This is a genomic window from Candidatus Vallotia laricis, from assembly GCF_020541325.1.
In the GTDB taxonomy this organism is placed as follows: domain Bacteria; phylum Pseudomonadota; class Gammaproteobacteria; order Burkholderiales; family Burkholderiaceae; genus Mycetohabitans; species Mycetohabitans laricis.
On sequence record NZ_CP047399.1, the window covers coordinates 263,232 to 289,250 of the forward strand.

General features: G+C 43.2%; 22 protein-coding genes and 2 pseudogenes. 8 read left to right on the forward strand and 16 right to left on the reverse strand.

The features are described from left to right. The first annotated feature begins 78 nt into the window (after positions 1 to 78). Positions 79 to 1,212, forward strand: a complete 1,134-nt coding sequence (dnaJ, locus tag GKR41_RS01120) for a molecular chaperone DnaJ (protein ID WP_226810027.1) — start codon at positions 79 to 81, stop codon at positions 1,210 to 1,212. A gap of 443 nt (positions 1,213 to 1,655) precedes the next feature. On the opposite strand, the pseudogene GKR41_RS04050 reads toward dnaJ, so the two are convergent. The 5 genes and pseudogenes from GKR41_RS04050 to GKR41_RS01140 form a co-directional block, all read right to left on the reverse strand. Continuing rightward, positions 1,656 to 2,386: pseudogene (locus GKR41_RS04050) on the reverse strand (3-methyl-2-oxobutanoate hydroxymethyltransferase). Positions 2,387 to 2,791: 405 nt separating this feature from the next. Next, positions 2,792 to 3,280: a 2-amino-4-hydroxy-6-hydroxymethyldihydropteridine diphosphokinase gene (gene folK, locus GKR41_RS01125; RefSeq protein ID WP_226810029.1), complete on the reverse strand. Its 489-nt coding sequence runs from the start codon at positions 3,278 to 3,280 to the stop codon at positions 2,792 to 2,794. A gap of 42 nt (positions 3,281 to 3,322) precedes the next feature. Continuing rightward, positions 3,323 to 4,978, reverse strand: coding sequence for a polynucleotide adenylyltransferase PcnB (pcnB, locus tag GKR41_RS01130; RefSeq protein WP_420885662.1), 1,656 nt, complete (start codon positions 4,976 to 4,978; stop codon positions 3,323 to 3,325). Beyond that, the gene (locus GKR41_RS01135) at positions 4,975 to 5,673 is read right to left on the reverse strand and encodes a histidinol-phosphatase (protein WP_226810033.1); all 699 of its coding nucleotides are present in this window, start codon (positions 5,671 to 5,673) and stop codon (positions 4,975 to 4,977) included. The genes pcnB and GKR41_RS01135 overlap by 4 nt, the downstream gene beginning before the upstream one ends. A 10-nt stretch (positions 5,674 to 5,683) precedes the next feature. Further along, positions 5,684 to 6,352, reverse strand: a pseudogene (locus GKR41_RS01140) (HdaA/DnaA family protein). 153 nt (positions 6,353 to 6,505) lie between these two features. Between GKR41_RS01140 and purM the strand changes: the two are divergent. Continuing rightward, positions 6,506 to 7,567 (forward strand): phosphoribosylformylglycinamidine cyclo-ligase, encoded by a 1,062-nt coding sequence (purM, locus tag GKR41_RS01145; protein WP_226810034.1) that lies wholly within the window; start codon positions 6,506 to 6,508, stop codon positions 7,565 to 7,567. A gap of 71 nt (positions 7,568 to 7,638) precedes the next feature. On the opposite strand, the gene miaA is transcribed toward purM, so the two are convergent. The 3 genes from miaA to tsaE form a co-directional block, all read right to left on the reverse strand. Then, positions 7,639 to 8,655, reverse strand: coding sequence for a tRNA (adenosine(37)-N6)-dimethylallyltransferase MiaA (gene miaA, locus GKR41_RS01150; RefSeq protein WP_226810036.1), 1,017 nt, complete (start codon positions 8,653 to 8,655; stop codon positions 7,639 to 7,641). 162 nt (positions 8,656 to 8,817) lie between these two features. Continuing rightward, a complete protein-coding gene (locus GKR41_RS01155) occupies positions 8,818 to 9,123 on the reverse strand; it encodes a hypothetical protein (RefSeq protein ID WP_226810038.1) in 306 nt (101 codons plus the stop codon). 778 nt (positions 9,124 to 9,901) lie between these two features. Continuing rightward, the gene (gene tsaE / locus GKR41_RS01160; protein WP_226810041.1) at positions 9,902 to 10,426 is read right to left on the reverse strand and encodes a tRNA (adenosine(37)-N6)-threonylcarbamoyltransferase complex ATPase subunit type 1 TsaE; all 525 of its coding nucleotides are present in this window, start codon (positions 10,424 to 10,426) and stop codon (positions 9,902 to 9,904) included. A 1,856-nt stretch (positions 10,427 to 12,282) separates the two neighbouring features. Between tsaE and plsY the strand changes: the two genes are divergently transcribed. Together plsY and murB are read left to right on the forward strand one after the other, a co-directional pair. After that, on the forward strand, positions 12,283 to 12,930 hold the full coding sequence (plsY, locus tag GKR41_RS01165) for a glycerol-3-phosphate 1-O-acyltransferase PlsY (RefSeq protein ID WP_226810042.1): 648 nt from the start codon (positions 12,283 to 12,285) through the stop codon (positions 12,928 to 12,930). Between the two features lie 458 nt (positions 12,931 to 13,388). Next, positions 13,389 to 14,402, forward strand: a complete 1,014-nt coding sequence (gene murB, locus GKR41_RS01170) for a UDP-N-acetylmuramate dehydrogenase (RefSeq protein ID WP_226810044.1) — start codon at positions 13,389 to 13,391, stop codon at positions 14,400 to 14,402. A gap of 192 nt (positions 14,403 to 14,594) precedes the next feature. Here murB and argF read toward each other — a convergent pair whose 3' ends face one another. Further along, the gene (gene argF, locus GKR41_RS01175; RefSeq protein ID WP_226810045.1) at positions 14,595 to 15,527 is read right to left on the reverse strand and encodes an ornithine carbamoyltransferase; all 933 of its coding nucleotides are present in this window, start codon (positions 15,525 to 15,527) and stop codon (positions 14,595 to 14,597) included. Between the two features lie 376 nt (positions 15,528 to 15,903). Between argF and GKR41_RS01180 the strand changes: the two genes are divergently transcribed. After that, positions 15,904 to 16,251, forward strand: a complete 348-nt coding sequence (locus GKR41_RS01180) for a DUF3579 domain-containing protein (RefSeq protein WP_226810047.1) — start codon at positions 15,904 to 15,906, stop codon at positions 16,249 to 16,251. Positions 16,252 to 16,508: 257 nt separating this feature from the next. Here the strand turns inward: GKR41_RS01180 and rpsT are convergent, their stop codons facing one another. After that, positions 16,509 to 16,787 (reverse strand): 30S ribosomal protein S20, encoded by a 279-nt coding sequence (rpsT, locus tag GKR41_RS01185; RefSeq protein ID WP_226810049.1) that lies wholly within the window; start codon positions 16,785 to 16,787, stop codon positions 16,509 to 16,511. Positions 16,788 to 17,114: 327 nt separating this feature from the next. Between rpsT and murJ the strand changes: the two genes are divergently transcribed. Then, complete coding sequence (gene murJ, locus GKR41_RS01190; RefSeq protein WP_226810051.1) at positions 17,115 to 18,671, forward strand: murein biosynthesis integral membrane protein MurJ; 1,557 nt, start codon at positions 17,115 to 17,117, stop codon at positions 18,669 to 18,671. 666 nt (positions 18,672 to 19,337) lie between these two features. Here the strand turns inward: murJ and adk are convergent. From adk to GKR41_RS01220, 6 genes are all read right to left on the reverse strand, one after another. Continuing rightward, positions 19,338 to 20,033 (reverse strand): adenylate kinase, encoded by a 696-nt coding sequence (adk, locus tag GKR41_RS01195; RefSeq protein ID WP_226810053.1) that lies wholly within the window; start codon positions 20,031 to 20,033, stop codon positions 19,338 to 19,340. A gap of 1,024 nt (positions 20,034 to 21,057) precedes the next feature. Then, the gene (locus GKR41_RS01200; RefSeq protein ID WP_226810055.1) at positions 21,058 to 21,252 is read right to left on the reverse strand and encodes a Trm112 family protein; all 195 of its coding nucleotides are present in this window, start codon (positions 21,250 to 21,252) and stop codon (positions 21,058 to 21,060) included. 187 nt (positions 21,253 to 21,439) lie between these two features. Continuing rightward, positions 21,440 to 21,595, reverse strand: coding sequence for a hypothetical protein (locus tag GKR41_RS01205; protein ID WP_226810057.1), 156 nt, complete (start codon positions 21,593 to 21,595; stop codon positions 21,440 to 21,442). 92 nt (positions 21,596 to 21,687) lie between these two features. Next, positions 21,688 to 21,894: a hypothetical protein gene (locus GKR41_RS01210; RefSeq protein WP_226810059.1), complete on the reverse strand. Its 207-nt coding sequence runs from the start codon at positions 21,892 to 21,894 to the stop codon at positions 21,688 to 21,690. 28 nt (positions 21,895 to 21,922) lie between these two features. Next, complete coding sequence (locus GKR41_RS04055; RefSeq protein WP_226810061.1) at positions 21,923 to 22,201, reverse strand: tetraacyldisaccharide 4'-kinase; 279 nt, start codon at positions 22,199 to 22,201, stop codon at positions 21,923 to 21,925. A 227-nt stretch (positions 22,202 to 22,428) separates the two neighbouring features. Next, a complete protein-coding gene (locus tag GKR41_RS01220; protein WP_226810062.1) occupies positions 22,429 to 22,566 on the reverse strand; it encodes a hypothetical protein in 138 nt (45 codons plus the stop codon). Here GKR41_RS01220 and xseA point away from each other — a divergent pair. Both xseA and GKR41_RS01230 read left to right on the forward strand, forming a co-directional pair. Then, entirely contained in the window at positions 22,565 to 23,959 is a 1,395-nt protein-coding gene (xseA, locus tag GKR41_RS01225; RefSeq protein ID WP_226810063.1) for an exodeoxyribonuclease VII large subunit, read from the forward strand. The genes GKR41_RS01220 and xseA overlap by 2 nt on opposite strands. Before the next feature lie 227 nt (positions 23,960 to 24,186). Beyond that, on the forward strand, positions 24,187 to 24,771 hold the full coding sequence (locus GKR41_RS01230; RefSeq protein WP_226810064.1) for a superoxide dismutase: 585 nt from the start codon (positions 24,187 to 24,189) through the stop codon (positions 24,769 to 24,771). Positions 24,772 to 26,019: the final 1,248 nt, after the last annotated feature.

The window sequence follows — 26,019 nt, forward strand, 5'->3', positions numbered from 1 at the left end:
CGCACACGTGCGGTAGGGAAATAAAAGCGCTTGGCGGGCTTGGAGCTCTCCAAGCCCATTTTTTGGCATTGATTCGATATGGCCAAACAGGACTACTACGACGTACTAAGTGTCGCCAAAAATGCGTCCGATAACGACATTAAGAAGGCGTATCGAAAGCTGGCAATGAAGTATCATCCAGACCGAAATCCTGGTAATAAGGACTCAGAAGGGCGTTTTAAAGAGGTAAAAGAAGCCTATGAGATTCTATCCGATGCGCAAAAGCGAGCCGCATACGATCAGTATGGCCACGCCGGCGTTGATCCAAATATAGGCCCAAGCCCTGCTAGTGCACAAAGCTTCGGTGGATTTTCTGACGCATTCGGCGATATTTTTGGCGATATTTTTGGGCAGTCTGGAGGTAGCGGTCGCCGTGCTGGTCCGCAGGCGTATCATGGTGCGGATCTACGCTATAGTATGGAGATTTCGCTAGAGCAAGCTGCAAATGGCTATGCAACGCAAATCCGCGTACCAAATTGGACGTCTTGCCAGGTATGCCATGGTTCTGGCTCGAAGCCGGGTACTAAGCCCGAGACGTGTCCAACCTGTCATGGGCAGGGTCAAGTTCGTATGTCACAGGGTTTCTTTAGCATTCAACAAACATGTTCAAAGTGTCATGGCATCGGGACATATATTCCAGAGCCCTGTACCCATTGCCACGGAGCTGGTAAGGTTAAGGAAACTAAAACACTAGAGGTAAAAATTCCCGCGGGCATTGATGATGGGATGCGGATTCGCTCTGCTGGTAACGGTGAACCAGGTATTAATAGCGGTCCGAACGGCGATCTCTATGTAGAGATCCATATTAAACCGCATACTGTCTTCGAGCGTGATGGTGATGACCTGCATTGCCAAATGCCAATTTCCTTCACTACCGCTGTACTAGGTGGTGAGATTAAAGTTCCGACGCTGGCCGGAAAAGCATTTTTTACCGTACCAGAAGGAACACAATCGAGCAAAACATTCTGTCTTCGTGGAAAAGGCATTAAAGGTTTGCGATCGAGCCTGCCTGGTGATCTATATGTACATGTGCAGGTAGAGACCCCGGTTAAGTTAACCGATACGCAACGAGACTTACTACGTCAGTTTGAAAAGTCGCTACTTGAAGGTGGAGCGCGGCATAGTCCACAGAGTAAGGGTTGGTTTGATCGTGTAAAAAGTTTCTTCGAATAAATAAGTGCTAATTAATATGTAGCCAGAGCTGCAAATAATCTATAGTATTTGCACATTTTTTTTAAAACTTATACATATAATAGCCCTATATATTTATATATGCATGATACACAGTCCATAGAATAAAATTCTATGGACTGTGTATTTAACTATGTTAACTTCGTATAGAATTTCTAAAGATGTGAAGATTTACGTGTTATACGTTATAGGTTTCAAGAAAATTTCTGTTGCGAAACTTTACTATCTTTCATTAAAGACGACTAATGGTTTTCTATACAAAAATGTAGATAAGTAATCACCAGATAGATCGTGATAGTATATATATTCAGAGTATAACTCTGAATATATATACTATCAAAGTTTGATAACAATAGTCTGCAGTGATGGCGAAGCCAAACATTTCCTGCTTCTAATAAATATAGGGTACAAAACTTAGTAGATAATTAACTAGTATTTCCTTCGAACAGTTTAATGTCTATTTGAAATATATTCTCTGGAAAAGAGAAGGCCCGCTCCATAACAGCGCAGACATAATCATAGACAACTACCTCGATTGAGGATTGAGTAACTATAAAGTTTTTTACGAACCTGAACCGCTTTTCTGAAACTACTAGTACTCAACTTGCACAGTTAACTCCGGCGTCGGAATCGTCAGCGCTGCTGTAATCTGCGCTCCTAGCGTAGCTGGAATTGCTTCAAGCACGCAGCGACTGTGCGCCAGCTTGATTAATCAACTGAGCGCCTTTTTAACTGTTCTTTAAAACCGCCGAAGTGTATACTGATTATGGCGTGAGCTCTAAGTGCACACATACGGAATTGATCTCTCAACTAAGAAGCGAATTGTCTCAGCAATCTATAAATAACCATTTTCAAGTTTAACCCTGCGCACTAGCTTATATAAGCTTAACTGAGCTTGAATATGTGTCTGTTAATGTACGTAACTACAGAATAATAAATCTAAAATAACCCGTGTATTACCGAACTGCCCCGTGTCACAATAGTAGTATGATATGCAATAGCCTCGAGGCTGACAGTAGATTATATCTTGACCCTTGCGGCACATTGCCAAGTGAATTATCAGTGAGGGGCACATCTACGCTTGCGCGCTTAAGTAATGCTACAAAGCTTGCATCGTAGCTAATCAGCATTACGTTAGTGCACCAGAATCACGCATCTGCCAAAGAAATAAAACAGTAATAGTACTCTATCTAGAATTTATCGAATAGCTTATTACAATAATCTTCGGAAAATCTTTTGGTGTTATTTTTGGGCTAATGCAGCATTATAGGCTTGTAGCTTGTATCAAGCTAATATATCTAATAGAAAGAAATTCTAGTGATATAAAAATCTGAGATAAGCAGCATTACAGATAAAGATAAAAAGTAAGTGTGCATTTTCTGGTTAAAGAACCTAAGAAACCACTATTAAGTGGACCTGTTAGTGACGTTATAAACAGTATCGCTGGATATGCAGAAACATAGTCTTTCATAAATAGTAATTAGCGGCCGTGCAATGATAAATAGTTAATGTTTTATAGCTCTACTCTGACCATAGTTTTCGTTCATAGCAAAACCCTATATTAAACATTAGTTGAGGTAATCTTTTCAATACGCTGTGAGGCAACGTGAGATAAATAATAGTCTGCGCGGGCTAGATTTGGAATTTCAATTGCTGACTCTAGTTCAAGCAGTGGCACTAAGGCGAATGCCCGCTCGATTAATCGAGGATGGGGTACTGTTAGATCATTCCTATCAAGCTGTACGGTGCCATATAGCAGGATATCAATATCCAGCGTTCGAGGAGAATTTTGGTACAATCGTTCTCGACCAAAGTAATTTTCAATGCTATGACACAGAGCAAGCAACTGCCGTATAGCAAGTATAGTGTCAATCTTTACTACACAATTATAAAAATCGTTACCATAGGCATTAACTGGGGCCGTTCGATATAAACTAGATTCTACAAGAGTAATGATAGAAACCTGCTGCGCAAGGTAAATCACGGCATCTTTCAGCGTCTGGGGCGCATTACCGAGATTAGCACCCAAGCCAAGATAAGCAACGGTCATGTCGGTTCCCATAGTATAGATAGCGGCCGCTCTCGTGAACTGCTAGGCGTCTTTTCTACGTGATTTACTTGTAGACTGCAACGAGGTAGATAAAGTATTTTTACTAGGATTTTTACAGTTACGTGATTCGGCACGCGGCCATCGAGGCGAGCGTTCTTTTTCTCTCCGTGAAATCATTACCTCGCGTAAATGCAAATCGCCAGCGACGAAATCTCTCCACCATTGACCGATAGATGCATCTAACTCGCCCGCGGTACAGCGTAATAAAAGAAAATCATAACCCGCTTTAAACCGATGATGTTCTAAAAGTTTGAATGCACTGCGGCCAGAACACTTCTCCAGCCGTGGCTGTAGTCCTAAGATTTCACGCATATCGGCGGTGTAGCGTTTTTGAATTGCAAGCTTTGCAGTTTGCTGGTCGAGAACCGAATCTAAAGCCCGATGAAGCGCCGGGATTGAATGCTCACCGCTAGCCTTATATTGCTGCCAGCGCAATTGCATTTCATGCCATAGCAATGAGGAAAATAAAAAACCGGGTGAGACTCGTTTACCTGCACGGATGCGTTCATCAGTATTAGTAAGCGCAAGCATAATAAAGCGATTCCCATGAGGATGCTCAAGCGCTGCCTCTAAAAACGGTAACACTCCATGATGTAAGCCTAGAGCGCGCAACTGCTGTAGGCAATTAAATGCATATCCAGATAGCAGCAATTTAAGAATCTCATCAAACAAGCGAGCCGCTGGTACGTTATTAATCAAATTAGCTAGTTTAGAAAGGGGTGCTTTCGTAGATGATTCGATTATAAAATCCAGTTTAGCTGCAAAACGTACAGTACGAAGCATCCTAACTGGATCCTCGCGAAATCGGGTAGCTGGCTCCCCAATTATTCGCAGCACGCGTGCGCGAATATCATCCATCCCACAATGATAGTCAAGCACATTTTGCATTACTGGATCGTAGTACATCGCATTGATAGTAAAGTCGCGACGTGTCGCATCCTCATGCTGCTTGCCCCAAACGTTGTCGCGCAAAACTCGACCGCTTGCGTCTACCGTACACATACGCCAGTTTGATCTGCTACATCGCAGCCTGCGAACTAGTTGCGACACCTCACAGGCTGAACCGCTCTTGTCTCTAGATGATGTTATCTCTATCGGCGCCCGAAACGTCGATACTTCAATAATTTCTAGCCCAAACTGAACATGCACAATCTGGAAACGACGTCCGATTAATCGAGCGCGCCGGAATAGCCTAATAACCTCATGGGGCGTGGCATTCGTAGCCACATCAAAATCTTTTGGTGCTATATTAAGCAGCAGATCGCGCACTGCACCACCAACAATAAATGCTCGAAACCCAGATTTCTGGAGCGTGCTAGTAACACGGATTGCGTTACGCGAGATTAACAACGGATCGATATGATGGATATCGGCCGAGACAATCACCGGTACTGGAGCTTCGTCGTTGGTATGTTCACCAAAAGTCCGAGTAGGGTATAACATCCAACGCGATAGCCTATGAGACAGCAGCCTAGTATTTAGGACTGCTAGCGCTTTAGTCAGTATGCAGCATCGCTCGACCCCCGTCTCATTACGACGGGGGTTTTCTAGATTGATGTTTGAGTTGGCATTTGCGCTATCGCAATTGGCATGGACACCATGCAATCTGAATAACTTTCGAATAAATTTTGTAATCACGTCGATTTGAAGAGTTCAAGAACGCTCCAAGCACGAGCGAGCGCATACTCGCGTAGCTTCTTATCTGGATTTGTCGCTACTGGGTTAGTGACTTTTTCGAGCAATGGGATGTCGTTATGAGAATCGCTATAGAAATAAGTATGCCTAAAACTTTTCCAGTCGTAGTCGAGCGAATCTAGCCATGCCCTTACTCGCGTGATTTTGCCCTCACGATAGCTTGGCACGCCTATCGGGTTGCCTGTATATGGGCTATTGGGATTCCCATCCGTTGTTTCAACCTCACACGCAATTAACGTCTTAATGCCGAATAATTGAGCGATTGGCGCGGTGATAAACGCGTTCGTCGCTGTCACTATGCAACATAGGTCATTTGCTTTCTGGTGCTCTAACACTAATGCACGTGCAGCAGGATGGATCGTGGGATTAATAACCTCATGCATGAATAGATTATGCCAATCAGCTAATTGCTGCCGTGAATATTTAGCTAGCGGTGTAAGCATCGCGCGTAAGTACATATGAATATCTAGCTTTCCCGCCTGGTAGGCAGAATGAAAGCGATCATTCTCAAGCGAGAAGCTGTCGACGTCGACAATTCCAAGCTTTACCATAAATCGCCCCCACTCGTAATCGCTATCGATAGGGATGAGCGTATGGTCTAGGTCAAATAGAGCGAGATTGCGTTTAGTTTTGTTCATAGAAGTTATTCTACTTGAAGCTGTCCGATATCATTGCGCGAAGTAGTGGTAGCGTGATCAAGCGCTTATGCTCAAGAGAAAAACGGTCGAGCTTATCTAGCACTAGCATTAGGCTGGGCATATCACGTCTATAGTGTGTGAGTAGACATATTGGCACTGGCACATCGTTGGCAAACATTAAGACGCGCTTACGAGCAGCGTGCTTAAGCACAGTCGCCTTATTCTCGTTAGCTAGTGCGCCAAGATGAAATATCAGTCCCCAACCAAGGCGCGTACGCACATCTTCGCGCGCAGCCAGATGAAGTGGCGCAGTGTTCCCGGTCGCTACTAAACCCTGCCTAAACTAGTATGTACTTCGTTGAACAGATTAAGCAGCGCAATCTGCTGTGCATCAGCGAGTTGATCGACATCATCAACCGAATAAATGGCAATATTCGGATCATAGCCGAATCAGGGAAGCGGGCTTAGTGGCACGATAAAACGAGCACGGTTCCTAGATGTACTAGACACTAGCGCTTGGAGTAAGTGGCTTCGCCCGCTACTTGTACTCCCCGTACATAGAACGTACGGTCTGTACTAGGTTTAGATGAAAGAGCCGTACTAAGCTAGCGAGACTAGCGACCAATTCGGTGTAAATTCCAGCGAGGAAGTTCTCAAATGTCTTCGGGGGTATGCCCAGTCGGGTATAAGTTGACGATGAGAACCAGAGAACCAGACGAGGTCGGCAAGGGTAAAAAAGTTCTAGAGTGCAGTTGAGTTTGTAAGGATGATAACCACATCGGGTAAAATTCTAATTTTACGGACCTTAACGCGAGAATCTCGCACTTTCTTCATGAATCAACTAAAATCCGATGCCGGTATTTTGCTTCCAGATCTGTCTTACCGTGACGCAGGCGTCGACATCGACGCAGGAGATGCACTAATTAATCGCATTACACCCTTCGCAAACAAGACAATACGCGATGGCGTGCTAGCAGGTATTGGTGGATTCAGTGGGCTCTTCAAGGTGCCAAATAAATACCGTGAGCCAGTGTTAGTCTCTAGCACTGACGGTGTAGGCACGAAGCTAAAGCTTGCATTTCATTTAAATCGACATGATACGATCGGTCAGGATTTAGTGGCGATGAGCGTTAATGATATTCTCGCGCAAGGGGCTGAACCACTTTTTTTCCTTGATTATTTTGCCTGTGGTACTCTTGATGTCGAGATGGCATCTAGAGTACTTTATGGTATTTCGGTCGGATGTGAATTAGCAAGCTGCTCACTTATCGGTGGCGAAACAGCTGAGATGCCGGGGATGTATCAAGAAGGTGAATACGACCTTGCTGGATTTGCTGTTGGAGTAGTTGAAAAAGAAAATATTATCGACGGCCGAACGATTGTCGCCGGAGATATTATTTTGGGCCTAGCCTCGAGCGGGATCCATTCAAATGGTTATTCGTTAGTTCGTACAATTATTAAGCGCGCGCAGTTAGACTTACAAGCAGATTTTGATGGACGAGCGCTAGCTGATACACTGATGATGCCTACTCGCATCTACGTGCAGTCTATACGCAAGTTGATAGAACAACTCCCGGTCAAGGGTATTGCTCATATTACAGGGGGGGGGCTTGTCGGAAATATACCTCGCGTGTTGCCTAAAGAGCTGTGCGTAAAACTAGATCGCCATTCTTGGCCATGGCCAAGACTATTCACGTGGCTACAGAAGCTGGGTAATATATCTGACGAGGAGATGTATCGCGTCTTTAACTGCGGAATCGGGATTGTAGTTATCATTGACGCCGAGCATACACAGACGGCGACCGCTGTACTCTCAGAAGATGGCGAAAAAGTATGGACACTCGGCACAGTATGTCAACGCAAAACTGGTGAGGCACAGACAATTATAGTATAACTATCTACGTAGGGATATGTCGTAAGCTCTCTCTGATCTTTTGGCAATTGAAGGGGCGCGTTTATGTTTATTCATAACCCCTCAAACAAATCACAGTGTCTACTATGTGTTGTCCATATTTGGTATACAGCGTCAACAGTACGTGAGCTAGCGTCGGTTTTGGAACAATCAATGCTAATCCGTTTAGATATCGAGCGCAACCATGTCAACTGTCGTTTACAGAGTTGTTGTGTAGCGAATATGCTCTTATCGCGCATTGTTTGATAGGTATATTTGCCATCTAGGTGTTCCCATACCTGTCGGTATCCAACGCATCGCATTGATGGCAATCCTAGATGTAGATCGCCGCTTGCGCGTAATTGTTTCACTTCGTCGATTAATCCGATATTTAGCATGTCGTCAAAGCGCCGCGCAATGCGCGCATGGAGTACGGATCGGTCGGAGGGTTCCAGCGAAACCGCGATAAAGTGAGGTACTATCGGTGTACTGGTGGTTGCAGCTTTATGCTCAACGTTTAGAGTAACGTCTAAGCAAGAAGATTGACGTAGTAGTGCAGACATTGTCTGACCAGTTAAGTACCACACCTCTAGGGCACGCTGAATTCGTCGCGAATCGTTAGGTGAAATTTGTGTCGCCGACACTGGATCAATTTTCGATAATTTTTTATGAAGCGCAGGCCAGCCTTCGCATGCAGCATACTGATTAAGTATGGATCTGATGGATGCATTTCCTGCTGGCAATTTATTTAAGCCTGCAACTAGCATCTTGTAATATAGCATTGTTCCACCTACCAGTAATGGTAATTTACCGCGCGAGATAATTTTTGAGCACAAGCGTATCGTGTCAGTACAGAATTTGACTGAAGAATAAACGTCGGATGGATCAATGATATCAATTAGATGGTGAGATACTTCGCTAAGCTCAGCTACACTTGGTTTAGCAGTCCCGATATTCATTTTCCGATAGACGAGCGCTGAATCGACGCTGATAATCTCAACTGGTGCACGCCGGGCTAGTGCAAGAGCGGCAGCGCTTTTACCGGACGCGGTGGGCCCAAGAAGGCATGCGATAGTATAAGCAAACGACATAGCGTAATAGCCTCTCGTAAAGAATTGGTTCACTCATCAAGTGTGAACTGAAAATACTCTGACGACTATGATTATATTGACTGGCGAGCTTAGCCGCGTCCATTGGCCAAAATATCGTATTCTCTCAATACCTAATGCGCGGTTAGAACGCGCTACAGTACCCTAGATACGATGCTTGACACCGCTTGCATTTAGAGGTAACGCAACGCCTATGGCTCCAGCGTCTAATGTATTCTCGATTAACTTTTGGACGATTGATGCGGGTCGCTTGACCACTTCGTCTGGCACAAGAACCATATAGCTAATCAAAATTTCAGTAGCAACAGTTCGGTCAAGACTCGGGCGATCTCTGTACAACGCCTCTGTACGGAAGTGATTTAATGCGCCGGAGTAAAGAAAGACGATGGCACTGCGAGAGCTCTCTGCCTCTAATGGACAGATCCGACGTGTTAAGAGAACCTGGCTCAACAAACTCTATTTATACATTTAGCGACATACCACTATTTTATGTACTAAGGCTAAATTCGCTCTCATCATAGTAGATTAAGAATTCCGAGAGAATCAAATTTAAATGTTCTTAATTTTATAGATTTATCTAGGTAGTGCGAAACTTTGCATACATTATACTTTTTCTTATTATTTTTTATAAAATCGCTTTTTATATTACAGTTCTTACTGGGAAACTTAATACTGTAAATAGTAGTATTTAAAGTTTCTAGCTTGATCAACTAGCTGTTAATAAACACAATTATATATTGGTAGAAATGTAGTGAATTATCTGATCAGCTTATATATTGGATTGAGAGTTTTGGATGCGTACCAGATATTAGGTAAACTTAAAGCAATTCTTATAGAGAAGATATTCTAATAAAGTGTTTTCTATAATGCCCGTATCAGTAAGGCAATGCGCTTAGACATTACCTTACGATAGTGTACATGCAATCCGCAGTATATAAATACGATTTTATCCCTTAGCTACACCAAGGGCATTTTTCTAGTCGCTTTTGGCGCGGACTAGCTTAGATAGGAATGGGGTAGACTTGACGATGCTATTTGATTCTGGGGCGATAGATTTTCACCAATTGACATTTGAAGAATTGTATTTCTATATGATTGCACTATACTCAAAACCTTACTCTTTACTTCTTGCCTAAATTTCTAATGAATAAATGGTCGGGCTATTTCTGCATACTATCAGCTATACTAGCTGATATGGCAATAGATACAATTGGGTGGACTAGCTTTGTCAGCATTGGACGAGGCATGCTTTTCCAGTTTCGCTATAGGCTCTCGCAGTTAGCTTTCGCCCCTTCCCTTGAATATCAAAGACAATTTGCAAGTCTGGCACGCCTAGCATGCTGCCAGCGCGCTCGGGCCACTCGACTAAGCATACTGCTCGGGCGTCAAAATACTCGCGAAAACCAGCGTCTTCCCATTCTGATGGATCTGAAAAACGGTATAGATCGAAGTGATAGATCGATAGTGGTGCGTCTTTGACATTCCTGATTGTATAGGATTCAACCAGCGTATAAGTGGGGCTGCGAATGTGCTGCGTATACCCTAGTGCTCGCAGCATCGCACGCACTAGGGTTGTCTTTCCAGCGCCAAGACCTCCAGTTAAATGGACTTGAATCCCATATGCTGGCACAGCATAAATCGCTGCCATCAGCGCTATAGCAAACGTTAAACCGAAGATATTAGCCTCGTTCTCATCCGCTAGCGCGAACACGCACTCTATCAACGGACGAGGTAAAACCTGTATGTTTCGCATTATATATAATTAGGAATACGAAAGAGCCGATAGAGAATTATCCTATGATATTTTTGTACTAAGACTAACTTTCTTTACAAACGCATCGTGTGCTTGAATAAGCGAAATCATCGTGCTTGAGAAAAATTGGCAACTGTGAGACTTATGTATCTTATGTGCTGCGTGCGATTTTTGCTAAGGATATTATATATCCTTAGCAAGGTTCTGAGCATTTAGAGTGTGCCGCTAACCTAATTTAGGCTCGACTTTATTAGTCGATGCATACTATATATATGCCCACGCATACATTATAATCGTATTATGCTTAAGGGTGTATTCTGTTTATCCTGGGCATTGCGATGCTGTGAATGTATATGAATTTTGTCGAGCACTATGAAGTTACTATTAATACTTACAAATAAACACTAGCTGAACATCTCATAGATAATGTGGCATAATAATTAGACGCGGATAGCATGATAAGAATGCATTGCCCCTTTATAGTAATTCCAATTCGTTATTAAGATTTTCGGTTATTATCGATATGTAAAACTAGATATCTCTAGTACCTACATACACGGATAAAAATTGCGAGCCTGTACCTCATACTAGTGGGTAAGTTTATATAGTTGTAGATAAATTTAATAGCTTAGACTGCCCGCAACTAATCGGATGGTTTGATTGAAGTGAGTGATATGTCGAAACTATTTAGCAATTTTGACAGGTTTACGTATCTTGCAAGGGTTTTATAATACCAGGCATTATCTGATTTTATAAAAATAGAAGTTATAGGCACAAGCAACATGCTAGATACAGAGTGGAGAGTACATCATAGTACAAGCTTGCAAGCAATCGATTCGTTCTGCGATGCGCAATGGATTCATTCTAAATTATCCAGTAATATCTAGATGTGTATCGACCGACTTATTGCTATATTAAGACTGGCTCTCGGTGAGGCATAGGCGTGTACTCAATGAGACGTGCGAATTCGATCTTCGTGGGTATGCATCAATACTCAGCGACAGTAGGGCGAGTTTCGCAAATTGACGCTTGTCCAGTGTGGAACTACTTCGCATAGCCGCTATAGGAGCGGCGTACTGAACTGATATAATACTTCACATCTGTTTAGCTCATCAGCCGCCTTGTTTTCTATCTGTTCTCAATAAATCGCAGCGTGATGCCTGAGTTGATATACCCCGGTGGGTTGCATATGTTGGAGTTAGCTATGCTTAATATTGTTGAAGTAGAGTGGAGCGAAGGTGTGATGCATGCATGGGAAAAAGCTTGAAGGATTTCCGAGTTCCTTGCGGTAACAACGCTTCTGCTAATATAGAGGGGAAATAAGTACTATCTGCGCTAGGCACGTTTGGTACTCCTTAGCGCACGTCATAATGATGCTCTTTTGTAACGGCTCGAGGAAATTAGATAAATCGTCAGCAATTCTATGCTGTTATGAAGTAATGTATGTTGCTCGCTGATATTTACGTTTCACTGTTGCCACATACTGTATGTATGTGTGTGCAATATATCTGCTCAATTACAGTGTAGACTTGCGCGTGGTTCCAATTCTGAATAGAGGTATTGCGATAACTTAAATTTATACCTACGTCGTGTAAGAATCAGATAATAGCCTCGCTAAGATTAATGTAACCAAAGGGTGAGGGAGTATTTCTCATTCTACGGGGCACTCATAATACCACGCTAAACTAGTACACTGTTGGAAAGCATGGGTGATGGGTTATATAAATACCCCGGAATTTGCAGAGCAAGGAGCGATGCCTCTTAGGTAATGTCTAGTATAGGTAAATTATACACATGCCTTAGCATAGCTGAGATTAGGTAGAATACTACACTCTAAGTGAGTTTCAGTCTTTCCTATGGTTAATCTGGTTAATCTGCCGGTTGCTGTCATTGCATATCTAATCGGTTCAATATCGTTCGCGGTGGTAGTTAGTACTATAATGGGGTTATCTGACCCCCGAACTTATGGCTCAAAAAACCCTGGTGTAACTAATGTTCTTCGGAGTGGCAAAAAGGTAGCGGCAGTCTTAACGCTATTTGGTGACGCTTTTAAAGGGTGGATTACCGTATGGATTGTAAAGCATTATGGCGCCGCATACTGGCTTGACGCATTCTCAGTAGCAATGGTATCGCTATCCGTATTTCTTGGCCATCTATATCCTGTATTTTTCTGTTTCCAGGGTGGCAAAGGTGTCGCTACGGCAGCTGGTGTTCTACTTGCGATTGAACCGGTACTCGGCATATCGATTTCTGCTATATGGCTAATTATTGTTTTTGTATTCCGCTACGCATCATTAGCCGCACTTATTACAGTGCTGCTTACGCCATTTTTTTACCTATTTATATGCGGCTATAACTCGATCGCTGTAGCTATTATTTCAATGGGCATATTATTGATATGGCGGCACCGTTCGAATATTAATAACCTATTGGCCAGACGAGAAAGTCGGATTGGCGATAAGAAAGATAAAATCATCCACGGTAGCGATAGCTCGCCTTGTTAGGCAACCAGCTGTTTAATCGTTAAATAATTTCAGTCATAATGTTTCCTCATTTATTAATACTACATGGTTTTTAGTAGCACTTCTTCAGCTATCTCAGTGAGAAGTATTATAGCCAAACGGCAATAATTAATATGCATATATCTAATTTCTAAAGTCAACATATATAGTATTTACTGATTTTTTAGATTAAATAAGTTAGTGAATAAACTATATTAATCTAATTACTCATTAAATAAAGATAGTATCAGATTGAATTTTTATCAAAAAACTGTAGATATTGCTGTTTTGTAATGTCTAGTGCGTAATACTACGATCACTGTGAGATAGTACTTAAATAAATTTAATCATTTATTATTTTCGAGTGTGATTTTCCATGTCTGTTTTCGTGCATAACGATCAGGATAATAAGCGCTTTACTGCGATATCCTAGATTAACTCACTCTAACCTGGGGTCTAATATGCTGCAGGCAGACTATTCTTTGCGAAAATATAATACATTTGGCTTCGACGTACGCGCGCGTATAGGTTGTCTAATCCGCTCGGAGGCCGATTTTATTTCATTGCGCGCCGATCGGCATATCGTTGAGATGCCTCGTATAGTGCTTGGCTCCGGCAGCAACGTCGTATTTACGCGTGACTTTGATGGCTTAGCTCTCGTGATGGACTTGCGTGGTAGGCGCATCGTCTCACAAACTAATGATGCTTACCTCGTTGAGGTCGCTGCTGGTGAACGATGGCATGACTTCGTTAACTGGACACTTCAACAAGGAATGCCTGGATTAGAGAATCTCGCGCTAATCCCCGGTACTGTCGGTGGCGCGCCAGTACAGAATATTGGTGCATATGGTCTCGAACTTGTCGAGCGCTTCGAAAGCTTACGCGCACTGGACATGATTGATGGGCGTATTATAGAACTTGATGCGCAAGCATGTGAATTCGGCTATCGTGATAGCATATTTAAGCGTGTTACACGTAACCAGCTGATTATCCTATCTGTTGTATTTCGCTTACCAAAACGGTGGTGCGCACGTAAAGCGTATGCGGACGTTTCGAGTCGTCTGGCTGTAAGTAAAATCAGCGAACCGACAGCACGTCAAATTTTTGACGTGATTACTGCTATCCGGCGCGAAAAATTACCTGACCATACAGTCTTAGGGAACGCAGGCAGTTTTTTCAAAAATCCGATTATTACTAATGAACAGTTTTCAGTACTACAGAAAAAAGAACCGGATATCGTTTTCCATATACAGCATGATGGGCGTGTTAAGCTATCCGCTGGATGGATGATTGATCGCTGTGGATGGAAGGGGCGATCGATTGGTACAGCTGCCGTACATAAAAACCAGTCTCTTGTGTTAGTCAATTATGGTGGCGCAACCGGCGAACAGGTTGTGGCTTTAGCCCAGGAAATTCGCGCCGATGTTAGTCAACGCTTTAGTGTAAAACTAGACATAGAGCCGTTAGTTATTTAAATCTTCGCATCTCCAATGTTAGGCCTAGCTAGCATATAGTTATTGTGGAACTACAGATTTGTTATTATTTATTCGGTTGCTGTGAATCTGGATTGAGATCGGTGAGAGCTTTATAGTATACTTATACAGCGCACTTAGGTGGAGCGTCTAATAGTTTATTTAGCCATTGGGCGATTAAATCATTAAATTCTATTAATGATTTAATCGCCCAAGCATTAAGAACTCTATCAGAGCTTTTTGTGCATGGAGTCGGTTCTCAGCCTCGTCCCATACCACGCTCTGCTGACCATCAATAACGTCGGCAGTTACCTCCTCGCCGCGATGCGTTGGCAGGCAATGCATGAAGAGCGCGTCGGGCTGCGCACATGCCATGAGTTTTGTATTGACACACCAATCTGCAAACGCGGCTTTTCGCGCATTGTTCTCTTGCTCAAAACCCATACTAGTCCATACATCAGTCGTAACTAGGTGAGCACCATCACAAGTATCGCGTGGATCGTCTGTTTCTTCAACTGAGGATAGATGTGCTAAATCAATTAATGCGCGATTGAGCCTGTATCCAGGTGGTGTTGAAACACGAAGCTTAAAACCTAGTATATGCGCGGCTTCGATCCATGTATAGGCCATATTATTCGCATCACCTACCCAGGCGACAGTTTTCCCACGAATTGATCCCCGATGCTCGTGGAATGTAAATACGTCGGCTAGCACCTGGCACGGGTGGTACTCATTAGTTAACCCATTTATAACTGGAACACGCGAATTTTCTGCAAAGCGTCTTAAGATATCCTGACCGAACGTTCGAATCATAATAATATCGACCATTCTTGATATAACTTGTGCGGCATCTTCGATTGGTTCGCCTCGACCTAGCTGTGTATCACGCGTGCTCATAAAGACGGCATGGCCACCTAGCTGGAAAATGCCGGCTTCGAACGAGAGCCGCGTGCGTGTCGAGTTCTTTTCGAAGATCATGGCTAGCGTGCGATCGTGCAACGGGTGATAAGTTTCGTAGTTTTTAAACTTCTTTTTTAGAATCTGAGTACGTTCTAGTATGTAACCGTAATCTTCAGCAGAAAAATCTTGGAACCTCAGGTAATGTCTAACTGTCTTATTAGAAGTCATAAAAAATATAGCCGACTGGCACCGTTAGTATGTGGAGCGCTGCCGTTTGTATGTTGATAAACATCGTGCAGCATAAAGGATTTCTTTTCCTTTGACGAGCTACTCGTCTGTGAGCCGCAGTATCTGCTAGTGTATCGTGATAATCGTACATCTTGCCATCTTGTGTTAGCAAGATGGTAGTAAAAACGACAGAAAACTACGGATGAAGCATCGCGCGCGCGGTAACTTGACGCAGCGAGGGAATGTATGAGCTATAATCAGCAGCTTTCGGCGAGTTTACCGTCAAAGTGTTGCCCGGCAGTAGGACTAGCGGAACACACGTCTATATGCTGTGGAACCTCCGGGGTCGCCAGGGTTGTCTTTCAGGGTATTCCACATGGACGACTCATCCTCAACCGAATATTTCATTCAAGGCATTACTAAGAGTGGAAAAAAGTTTCGGCCGAGTGACTGGTCGGAGCGGCTATGCGGCGTAGTATCTTCGTTTGGTCCTGGTGCGACAGGACCAAACGCAAAGCTACAGTATTCGCTATATGTGCGACCTGTTATGCTCGGTGATATTAAGACGGTAATTGTCGATGCGAGGCTGCGCGATATTGAGCCTATGGCTTTCGATTTTGTGATGAAATTCGCACTAGACAATGATCTGCTAATGACTGAAGCTTGCGAGCTCCCAGTCGAACATTCAGAGCAACGCGATTTACCCGTATGCAGTAGCAGTTAAGGATCGTTGGTTGGGTAGTTCGAGGAACGTATTTTACGCTGCTTAAGTTTACAGTAATAATCCGATGGTTTCTGGCCTAAATTTGTAGATTTTCCCTTAGTGTAAGAGGCTCAATTTCAGGACTTTCGTTTAATGTGGGATTAAATTGTAGGAACTTCTGCAGCTTTTCGTTCACTGACCTGATGTCTTAAGGGCTTTACTAAGATGTCTTCGTAAATCCCACCGAATATCTACATATTGAGCGGGATTTAGGGGGTTTACGCCGCAACTGCAGTCTGCAGGTTTTTTATAGCGGCAGCTAAACGGCTCTTGTGGCGGGCAGCTTTGTTCTTGTGGATAATTTTTTTATCGGCGATAATATCTAGTGTTTTCGACGATTGCTGTAGCATTTCAACAGATCTTGCTTTGTCGCCAGAGTTAATCGCCTTGCGTACAACTTTTATTGCAGTGCGCATTTTAGAGCGTAGCGCAGAATTATGTGAGTTAGCTTTCGCAGCCTGACGGGCACGCTTTCGAGCTTGCGCGGAATTAGCCATGACGGTTTTATCCTGTTTACAGCGAAACTTGAGTACAAAAAAGTGGGTTGACGGTGTGTTTAGCTAAACATATACCTAAATGATATACAATTGTACCAATAAAATACATGATACACAATCAACTCTCCTATTGAACCTGTCGGATAAAACCTCTAGTTAGCTGGATTAGAAATGAATGGAGCGGCCCGCTAATTTAGCATTACCCCCCCGGACAGTAATAAAAGCCCGCAATAAAGCCTGTCTACTCAAGCTATCAAGCTATGAAACAGCTTCATAGCTTGATAGCTTGTCGTCTTTATTAGAATAGGGTCCATATAACGTCGCCGCATGAATTTACTCCGCACTCTTTGTACTGTTACTGGCTTTACCTTGCTTTCCAGGATTACCGGACTGGCGCGTGAAGTATTGATTGCACGAACTTTTGGTGCTTGCTTATATACTGATGCCTTCAATGTTGCGTTCCGTATTCCGAATCTGCTGCGCCGGCTCTCTGCCGAGGGCGCGTTTTCACAGGCGTTTGTGCCGATTTTATCTGAGTTTAAGAGTCAGAATGGACATGACGCAACACGTACATTAGTTGATGCGACTAGTATCGTATTAATTTGGGTTTTAGTAAGTCTTTCGACGCTAGGAATTTTCGGTTCCGGATTTGTTGTCTGGATAGTTGCATCAGGGTTACATAACAATGATCAGGTATTCGTACTTGCGGTGACGATGACTCGAATTATGTTTCCGTATATCTTGCTGATTTCATTAACTGCGCTAGCGTCTAGCGTCTTAAATACCTATCGAAATTTTTCGCTTCCAGCATTTTCTCCGGTCTTGCTAAATGTTAGTTTTATTTTTAGCGCATTAGTTGTTGCCCCACACTTAGATACCCCAATCTACGCTCTCGCTTTCGCAGTATTAGCTGGCGGTGTTCTACAGCTACTTATGCAGCTCATAGGGCTGAAACGAGTCCAAATGATGCCGCGGATTAGACTTAAACTTAATCTAGCGAGGGCGCTAGCTCATCCTGGGATCAAGCGAGTTTTATGGAAAATGATGCCAGCCAGTTTTGCGGTATCGGTTGCCCAGCTATCACTAATTATCAATACTAATATTGCTTCGCACCTAGCGCCCGGCAGCGTATCGTGGTTATCTTATGCAGATCGACTAATGGAGTTCCCAACAGCGCTGCTAGGTGGTGCGCTCGGAACGATTTTACTACCTAGTCTATCTAAGGCACATGTAGAGGCAGATGGGGCTGAATATTCAGCCCTGCTCGACTGGGGTTTGCGGCTCACATTTTTACTAGCCGCACCTAGCGCAGTCGCTCTTTTTTTCTATGCTGAACCCCTAACGGCTACATTATTTAATTATGGACGGTTTTCTGGCCATGATGTTGCGATGGTATCGCATACTCTAGCTGCTTATGGAGTAGGGCTGCTTGGCTTGATCCTTACTAAGATCTTAGCCCCCGGTTTTTATGCTAAACAGGATATCAAGACACCGGTAAAAATTGCATTAATAGTAATAGGTGTCACACAACTGTGTAATGTCGTATTCGTACCCTATCTTGCACATTCAGGTTTAGCCCTAAGCATCAGTATCGGTGCATGCGTCAATGCACTGCTTCTGTTTACGGGATTGCGTCAACGCTCTATCTACATCCCATCAGTTGGATGGGGCACATTTTTTGTACAGTTAAGCGGAGCCTGCATCGCACTTGCTAGTGCGATGCGTTGGTTTACGCAGTTATTTGATTGGGTGGCACTTGGACGCTACTCAGGTATGCGCATTACTATACTGATAATAACATTACTTATACTCTCCACACTATATTTTGTAATGTTGTTTTTAATGGGATTAAAGCATACAAACTTCTATCGCTATGCGAAATAACAAGTTTATTGCAGCCTCTCAATAATTGATGTTGATCGCATAGATTCTAAAATAGAAGAAATTTACCGATACTAAATATAGATTGTATATTCGGATATCGATATGCTAGTGCTACGGCGGTATAATAATTGACACAGAGTAACAATATAGCAAAAAACTTGTGAGAGTAAATGCGATTTACTTTTAGAAATTTAGAGTTTCCAAGAATTCAAGCGACTTAGCATTTAGTTTTTTTGCTATGATTTCGTACTTAGAAATAAGTAGACAGCATAAAAATTAGTACATATCACTATGACTCTATTAGAGAGTATGATTTCTCGGAAAAATCAGAATGGTGTCAAGCTACAATAGCACTCATTTATCAGTTTTGGCAACTAAGTGAGAGCTAATTAGCTAAAACCCTATAGCAAGATAGGGTTTTAGCTGTAATCGAGTATTCTTCTCATGGATCTCTTAAAAGACTTCGTGGATACCGCAGGTATCGTGCGATTATTATTTTACACGTACGTCACGTTGTACTTTAAATAGTGGTTAAGATTGACCGGGAACTGCCAAAACCAGGCAGTTATATGCGCATCATGCGGGACTTTGCCTCTGTGAGATTATATCAGATCCGCATGCCGTATTTTCCTCTCAAAAGAAATAATCATAGCTATTCTGGATTCATTATTTGTCAGATTGCGATTCTCTCTGTATTGATAATTGCAGGACGTCAAACACGCTTTTTCGGATTTCGTCAACGGTACCAAGTCCGGAGACTTTCCGGTACTCCGGAGGATTTAATCCATTTTCCTTGCCGCGATGTGCCCATTGCATATAGTAATTGATTAATGGATATGTCTGAATAAGGTAGACATCTAAACGCTTTCGGACCGTTTCTTCCGTATCATCGTTACGTTGAATAAGGGGTTCACCAGTTATGTCATCTATCCAGTCAAACTTTGGTGGGTTAAATTTAATATGATATGTGCGTCCAGATGCTGGGTGTGTGCGGCGACCACTCATACGCTTAATTATTTCGTCGAATGGTACATCAATTTCTAGAACGTAATCGATTGCTATGTTGGCCTGTTTCATTGCATCAGCCTGCGGGATAGTACGCGGAAAACCATCGAATAGGTAACCATGCGTACAATCTGCTTTTTGTAGCCGCTCCTTAACGAGTTCAATAGTTAGCGTATCTGGAACAAGCTCGCCCGCATCCATACAGCGCTTAGCCTTAATGCCAAGCGCTGTTCCCGATTTTACAGCTTCTCGAAGCATGTCTCCGGTTGAGATTTTTGGTACTAAAAGCTTGTTTTTGATAAAGTTTGCTTGGGTACCCTTACCTGCCCCGGGAGCGCCTAATAGGATTAAACGCACAATTATTATCTCCAAAATTGTTTATAAATCTGCGGGCGACTTATGAGTGTTGAACGCTAATCAAATGGCTATGATTTAATATACGCTTTAGATAGTTTATCGCTCATATAAATATAGATATTTCGCGTATCGCAACTCTTGCCTACGGAATACTACCAAAGCGCATAGCATAAAGCCTTTAATTATTCTGCGTGTCTTGCAGTTCTTAACTCAGGTCAATCATTGCACGAACTTACTCTAACTCTGCCAGCATGTCGATCCGGGCGGGAATGCTGGTGATGTAAGCCACACTGCGATCTGTTCTCTACGCTATCGCCTCTAGTTGTTCAAGAGTTTTAGTAATCTCGATAGAGTAATTCCTGCGTAAGCTAGAGGTAGCGGAGCAAGAAACAAGCGCGATATGTATATAATCCGATATGGCGGTATACTACCGTAGTAATTAATGCAGCCTGTGTAACATTAACTACATTTGAAGAGTCAGATTTTTATCTCCATTGATACTTATACGCGTCGGGAGATCATGAGATTACCGCACGAGAAAAATATAGTGCGATATACCAAGGGTATTAAGAACTACCTTTACAATATTAGGATTAAGAGCTTTTGCTAGCCCAGTAATGGGATGATCAGCGGTAGAGGCTGTACAATTTTCTATTTAGCAGCTAAGTGAACAGCAACGTCTGTGACTAGGCACGGTCGTTTAGCGGTTTTTCACCTTGCAGATTAACTGCTAGCGTGTCATAAAATAATCTACGGGCTTTAACTACTTCAGCTAGTCAATATCTGTCCCAGTAGGTTCTTAGTTCGTGTCAGTAGTCCCCTAATACCATAGCCTCGGTAGGTATCTAGTACCACTTCAAGTATCGGTAGCAATTAATTAATACACGGCTTTCGCCCGAGGAACAAAAGCACTTAGCTACTATATCCTTGTAGGCTAGGTCAGCTGAGATACTTGAGCGACAGACGAGTAGATGCAAGACGAGCTGCAATGATGCCAATAAACGAAACTCCAGTGTACATTGGATTAATCGCTCTCTAGATAGACCAGAGCATCCTTCACCAGATGACGCGCCTCATCAATTAGCATTACTGGAATACCATCTCGGATTGGATATGCGAGTTTATCAGCATGACAAATTAGTTCCTGCGTGCTGCGCTCATGCAGTAAAGGTCCCTTGCATATTGGGCAGACAAGGATTTCAATCATGCGAGTATCCACAAAGTTTCTCCGCAACGAGCGTAATTAAACAAGGATCAAGTATGGCGTAAACAGGTACCGCCCACAGACGTAGGTCACGCCAAAATACACATTTTACCGCATCCTTTCAGTAATAAGGATTGCATCGGCTATATCAGTAACGAAAGGATTTTCATCGAAAGTATAATAGTCAGGTAGTGCGTATGTTTCAGGCGCAGAGCCGTTTGCGCGTAGTGTTTCGAAAAAACGGCTCTGGCGTGCCGATGCCAGCAGCAGCGAGTGCACGCAGACCAGAAAACTGGGCTAGCGGTCGGCGTAGATACGGATTATCCGGATGCCATTCATCGGCAGGCTGCACAGCCATCGTGAAAATCAATAACAATGATGGTAACAATGGTTATGATAGCAAACTATGGTGACTAAAATTGTTAATCAGCATTGCGTCTCGGAGACGACTTAGCGGTTCTCACAAAGAACTGACTGGCAATAGAAACCCATTACACCTCCCCTAGTCAGTAGCAAAACCAGTAGTTCGATATCGCGCGCTAGACGATAGTGCTGTAGGCTATCGCCCCTGACGATTACGTTACCTCGCGCGATGGGCCCGCAGAAGCGGGCGAGCCGCTGCAACACAATCTGGGGAACCCAACAACACGGGTACACCTGTGCGGCGGGCAATCATGGCGACTCATCACCCCGTTAACGCAGGTGCCGACGTAGGGTTAACCTCGGTGTGCTGTATAATATGTGCTCCATAACTTTGCGACACTACGCTAGGCGTGAAAATTGCATCTTGCAATGCATCAATAGATGCGATAACTGTTGGTGTTTTGCCAGTTCTACCGACAGCACGTTTCTTACCACTGCGATTGGTACACTGATGTGATGTATGTATAAGCCAGCACAGTTCTTCACTGCTAGTGAATAGCCTGGAAAAGGACCACAGTATTATAGTAATAATACTGTGCAATAATGCAAGTATGGTACGTGCGAAGATAGGTTATAAAGGCATTAGGTAATAGCAAGCCTTAACTCTTAAAATAGCGTTAAAAATGTATCGAAGCCAAAATAGATCTTGATATATTATTTCTATTTACGTGGATGACGTATAGTAGGCTATAAGTTACCTCTAAATTGATCTGTAAGGGAACGTTTGTAGTAACTTGCCCCCCCCGGGGGGGGGATAGAATGCAAAGTTTAGCGCGGGTAAATGTTTAATGCGTCGGTGTCGACACAAATGTCGGGTGTAACACGAAGACCGAGTATTGGCATAGCGCGCGTGATATATAGCCGCCCCACCGCATCAGTGTGGCGGGGACACCTCATTATTCTCATGACGGTAAAACCTTCCTCTGCAATTCCTGTTGTTAATCCTGACGTGGTGATGCCTGTGTCTGATTTGAATCAGGCTATTGGCACCTTACTTGGACGTACATTTTCGCTCGTCTGGATTTCCGGTGAAGTCTCGAATTTTACGCGGGCAGTTAGTGGTCATTGGTATTTCTCCATCAAAGACGATTATGCACAGATTCGTTGTGTAATGTTCCGCGGTCGCGCTCAGTATGTACAGCCTATACCGCGTGAAGGCGACCGAATCGAGGTTCGTGCTACAGTCGCGATCTACGAGCCACGCGGAGAGTTGCAACTCAACGTGGAGTCGGTTAGGCACACTGGGCAAGGCCGTCTGTATGAAGCGTTTCTAAAACTGAAGACTCAGCTTGAGACGGAGGGTCTATTCACCGCTAGCCGAAAACGCGCATTGCCGGCGCACCCGCGCGCTATTGGTATTATTACATCGCCACAAGCAGCATCGCTGCGGGATGTATTAATCACGCTCGCACGACGTGCGCCGCATGTTTCGATTATCGTCTACCCGACGCAAGTACAAGGCACCGAAGCGGCTTCCCGTGTTGCGTCAGTAATTAACATAGCTAACCGCCGCGCTGAAGTTGATGTGCTGATCTTGTGCCGCGGTGGTGGTTCTATTGAAGACTTATGGGCTTTCAATGACGAATTACTCGCAAGGGCAATTGCCTCGAGCACACTACCGATCGTATCTGGTGTCGGGCATGAAACTGATTTCACGATTGCAGACTTCACAGCTGATATCCGCGCACCAACACCAACAGCTGCAGCAGAACTAGTTAGCGCTCATCGTACCGTGCTATTACACGAGTTAATCAATTGCCGCGAGGCTTTAGGCAGCGGGTTCTGGCGAATGATGGAGCGTCGTGCTCAATACTTAGACTCAATTTCGTGCCGCCTTGTCAGCCCTTCCGAGCAGATTGCTATACAGTTTCGACACTTACGGCAGGTTTCACTGCGGCTATGTTTGGCCGGCGCGCAGCCGGCGCGAGATGCGCGAGCGCGTCTGACCATGGTTCTATTACGCTGGCAATTCAGGCGGCCAGATATAGATCGGGCAGCTGAACGCATACATCGGCTCCGACATAGCTTATTCATTGCATTCTACAGGCAGAATGAGCACCGAAATTTGCAAGTATATGAATTATCAACCCGTATCGAGTTACTTAGCCCGAGACGTACGCTGGACCGTGGCTATGCTGCGTTAATCGACCTACACAGCGGCAAAGCGGTGTATACACCGGATGCGCTCAAAGCAGGTCAACGAATCACAGTACATCTTGCGCAGGGCAGTGTAGATCTTAGTATTATGCACATACAGCTTCGTCTAAATGATGAATTTTATATCAGATCGGAGAAGTAGCCGGCAATTCTTCCTGGAAGCCAGCAGATATCATGCGAGTATACAAGGTATATATCGACATCAAAATTAATATTTTTTACCGAAAGCTTTCATTCATATAAAAACAAAAAAATTAATACTACGCATAAAAAGAGAGCAGTTTAAGAGACTATTCGAGCTTACATAAAATCGAATGATTGGTGGCATGCATCTCCGGTTTCCAACCCGTTATAAAGAGAGTTTGAACTATGACACAACATACGCTCCCCCCCCTGCCATTCTCGAAGAATGCGCTAGCTCCGCATATCTCGGAAGAGACCGTAGAATTTCACTACGGCAAACACCATCAGGCCTATATAACAAATCTTAATAACCTGATCCCGGGTACGGAGTTTGAAAATCTGTCGGTAGAAGAGATTGTCCAGAAATCAACGGGCAGTATTTTCAATAACGCAGCGCAAGTTTGGAACCATACATTCTTTTGGAATAGCCTTTCGCCGCATGGTGGAGGTGCGCCTACCGGAAAGCTAGGAAAAGCGATTAATGCGCAGTGGGATTCATACGACGCATTCAAAAAAGCTTTTACAAAAATAGCAATTGGTACATTTGGATCTGGCTGGACTTGGCTTATAAAAAAGCCCGATTGCTCACTAGATATTATCTCAACAAGTAATGCAGCAACGCCGCTAACGGATAGTGTAATACCGTTACTAACACTAGACGTATGGGAGCACGCGTACTACATCGACTATCGTAATAATCGTCCTCAATTTGTCGAGATGTTCTGGGAAGTTATAAACTGGAATTTTGCTACTAAGAACTTTGGCGTGTGATGCTTTTGCGTAATGGTATTGCTTATATCCTTATAACGTGTTGCTCTTGTGCGAGTGACGTACTATATTATCCAGATAACATCGGCGTATAAAACCGTTAAGTTCTCAGACATATGCTCTCAATTATAGTGACATAAAACGTCTTCCCCGTAACAGAGTACTCATATTTACAACTAGAAATTATCTGTTACGGGGCAGCATAAACTAAGCCTATGGCTATTACAGTGGCGTGGCTTTATGATCTTTTATCACATGAGTGGATACAATATTTTAATTACGAGTAAGGTAGTATACCGAAAAGTAAAGTATATGGGCGATAGATAATGATGTCCGTTACTTTTGATCTAAATACTCTAAAAACAATAAATCGCGTTCTCGTTAAAGACTAATAATATGCCTCTGTTTAAAATAAGCGACTTATAAAACCAAATCTTTTCTTATGATTTTCTATCTTTGATAAAATAACTGCGTTGAGTAAGTGGATGCCGATTTTCAACGAAACCATTAGAGATTAGATTAAAGCGCTTCGGTTAAAGACTGCTATAGGTTGAAGCAGCGTAGATGGCAACTAAATGTAAGCTAAATAAAGGGGGGGGGCTGTATGAGGTAGATAGAGTACAGGAGTGTACTGGAATAAATAGTCAAACTCGCATAATTGGGTATGTGTATGCTACGCAAGTCGTCAAGTGCGATAACCTAACTTTTAATGCCACTACAATAGCTATGTGCTCTCGTTTTTATCGTTTACAGAAATAAAATCATTAAATTTAAATCGGATTAGGATGTAAGAATCTTAGGTACGTCTCTCTGGGAGACAAGTTTTCAAATCGGTGGATGAGCTTTATAAGACTTTTGGGATAGAGGATTGTACAAAATCGATGATAGCGAATAAGATATCTCTAGAGAGAGATAATTAATTTATTCATTTTATTCCCATTAAATATTTATCAACTAATCACTTTTTTAAAAGTTTATGAGCATGTACATTGTATTTATTTAAGTGGTTTATTGAACAGTATTACTGACTTAGACGAGGTGTGATAACAACATTTTCTAATACCAGAATATTTCTTCTTGCACCTAGAGAAATAATAAGACATCAGTTAATCTGATGAATACGCGTTTTAATCACAACAACAAACAATAACTGGCGGAGACATGCCGCAAGGCAGTGCTAGAGGCGGATAGGGGAAAAGCACCTGCTCGTGCAGAGTTGAGGCGCGATATTAATATACCAGATAAACAATA